The 2,953-nt window shown below is 68.9% G+C and carries 2 protein-coding genes; both read left to right on the top strand.

Features of this window, described 5'->3' with window-relative positions; translation table 11 throughout:
- Positions 1–2,260, top strand: a 2,260-nt coding sequence (locus VGR06_RS08755) for a glutamate synthase-related protein (RefSeq protein ID WP_327558476.1), incomplete at its 5' end; no start/stop codon positions are given.
- A gap of 88 nt (positions 2,261–2,348) precedes the next feature.
- Positions 2,349–2,953 (top strand): FAD-dependent oxidoreductase (locus VGR06_RS08760; RefSeq protein WP_327558477.1); only part of this gene is annotated, 605 nt, incomplete at its 3' end.

Below are 2,953 nucleotides of genomic sequence, written 5' to 3' on the forward strand. Positions count from 1 at the left end.
CACCGGTACGACGTCCCGGCTCGGCGGCATCGGGCTCGACGAGATCGCTGAGGAGGTGCGGCGCAGGCACCAGCGGGCGTACGGCAGAACGGCGCCGCACCGCAGGCTCGAGGTCGGTGGCGAGTACCAGTGGCGGCGGGAAGGCGAGCCGCACCTCTTCGATCCGGAGACGGTCTTCCGGCTGCAGCACGCCACCAGGACCCGGCAGTACGAGATCTTCAAGCAGTACACGCAGCGCGTCGACGAGCAGTCGGCACGCCTGATGACCCTGCGCGGCCTTTTCCAGCTCAGGAACGGGCTGCGGTCGCCGGTGCCGATCGACGAGGTCGAGCCGGTGAGCGAGATCGTCAAGCGGTTCAACACGGGTGCGATGTCATACGGCTCCATCTCCTTGGAGGCTCATCAGACGCTCGCCATCGCGATGAACCGGCTCGGCGGCCGCTCCAACACGGGTGAGGGCGGCGAGGACCCCGACCGGCTACACGACCCGCTGCGGCGGTCGGCGGTCAAGCAGGTCGCCAGCGGACGGTTCGGCGTCACCGCCGAATACCTCACCAACGCGAGCGACCTGCAGATCAAAATGGCGCAGGGCGCGAAGCCCGGCGAGGGCGGACAGCTGCCCGGCCCAAAGGTCTATCCGTGGATCGCCAAGACGCGGTACTCGACGCCGGGCGTCGGGCTCATCTCACCGCCGCCGCACCACGACATCTACTCGATCGAGGACCTCGCCCAGCTCATTCACGACCTGAAGAACTCCAACCCGATCGCGCGGATCCACGTGAAGCTGGTCGCCGAAGTCGGCGTCGGAACCGTCGCGGCAGGCGTGTCCAAGGCACATGCCGATGTAGTCCTCATCTCCGGGCACGACGGCGGGACCGGCGCATCCCCGCTGACCAGCATCAAGCACGCCGGAGCACCGTGGGAACTCGGGCTGGCCGAGACCCAGCAGACGCTGCTCCTCAACGGCCTGCGCGACCGCATCGTCGTGCAGACCGACGGCCAGCTCAAAACCGGCCGGGACGTCATTGTGGCCGCCCTGCTCGGCGCTGAGGAGTTCGGATTCGCGACCGCACCGCTGGTCGTCTCCGGGTGCGTCATGATGCGGGTGTGTCACCTCGACACCTGCCCGGTCGGGGTCGCGACCCAGAATCCCGAGCTGCGCACGCGATTCACCGGGAAGCCGGAGTTCGTCGAGACATTCTTCGAGTTCATCGCCCAGGAGGTACGCGAGTATCTCGCCGCCCTTGGCTTCCGCAGCATCTCCGAAGCGGTCGGCCTGGCCGAGCTGCTCGATACCTCCCAGGCCGTGGACCACTGGAAGGCCGCCGGTCTCGACCTGACCCCGATCCTGCATGTTCCTGAGCGCGTGGCGGACGCGACTCGACGATGCACAACCATCCAGGACCACGGGTTGACGAGGGCGCTGGACCAGCAGCTCATCAGTTTGGCGCGGCCCGCGCTCCACGCGGGCGAGCCGGTGCGTGCGCAACTGCCGATCCGCAACATCAATCGCACCGTCGGGACAATGCTCGGCCACGAGGTGACCAAGCGGTACGCCGGCGCCGGGCTGCCGGACGAGACGATCGACTTCACCTTCATCGGCTCGGCCGGACAGTCGTTCGGCGCATTCCTGCCTGCGGGAGTCACCCTGCGGCTCGAGGGGGATGCCAACGACTACCTCGCCAAGGGTCTGTCCGGCGGTCGGGTCGTGGTGCGCCCGGACCGGGCGGCGCCATTCGCCGCAGAGCACAACGTGGTCGCCGGCAACGTGGTGGCCTACGGCGCGACCGGCGGCGAGCTCTTCGTACGGGGCCTGGCCGGGGAGCGGTTCTGCGTACGCAACTCCGGCGCAACCGCCGTCGTCGAAGGTGTCGGGGACCATGGCTGCGAATACATGACCGGCGGGCTGGTGGTCGTTCTCGGCCGGGTCGGCCGCAACTTTGCCGCCGGCATGTCCGGCGGGGTGGCCTACGTTCTCGACCTGGACCCGTCACTTGTCAACGCCGCAATGGTGGGCCTCGGGCCGCTGGACCAGACCGACGAGACCGAGCTGCTCGAACTCGTCCGGCGCCACGGTGAGGAGACCGAGTCGTCGGTTGCCGCAGCGCTGCTCGCCGACTGGCCGGAGGCCATGCGGCGGTTCACCAAGGTCATGCCAGAGGATTTCAAGCGGGTGCTCGCAGCGCGCGCAGCAGCCGAGCGTGACGGTCTGTCCGACGATGCCGCCACCGAGCTGATGATGGAGGCCGCGCATGGCTGATCTACGCGGCCTGCCACCCCACGAACACGCTGCGCGTTTCCGCGGGGACCCCGGCCCTGTGGTTGCCGCACTGGGTGGGAGGTAGCTCATGGCCGATCCTCGCGGCTTCCTCACCACCCCTCGGGAGCTGCCACCGCGCCGGCCTGTGCGTGTAAGGGTCCGCGACTGGCGGGAGGTGTACGAGCCGGGCGCGCTGCTGCCGATCGTGTCCAAGCAGGCCGGCCGATGTATGGACTGCGGTATCCCCTTCTGCCACACCGGATGTCCCCTCGGGAACCTCATCCCAGAGTGGAACGACCTGGTCCGCACCGATCGCTGGGAGGAGGCGGCGGACCGGCTGCACGCGACGAACAACTTCCCTGAGTTCACCGGGCGGTTGTGCCCAGCACCGTGCGAAGCCGCATGCGTCCTGGGGATTGCGGCCGAGCCGGTGACTATCAAGAATGTGGAGCTCGCGATCGCCGATCGCGCGCTCGACGCCGGGTGGGCGGCGGCCCATCCCCCGCCCAGGCCGACGGGTCGTGTCGTCGCGGTGGTGGGGTCCGGCCCTGCCGGGCTGGCTGCCGCGCAGCAGCTCGCCCGAGCCGGGCACGCCGTCACCGTCTATGAGCGTGCTGACCGGATCGGAGGTCTGCTCCGCTACGGCATCCCCGAGTTCAAGATGGAGAAGGCGGTGCTCGACCGCAGGCTCGC

It is taken from the genome of Actinophytocola sp. (genome assembly GCF_036002505.1).
GTDB lineage: Bacteria > Actinomycetota > Actinomycetes > Mycobacteriales > Pseudonocardiaceae > DASYTH01.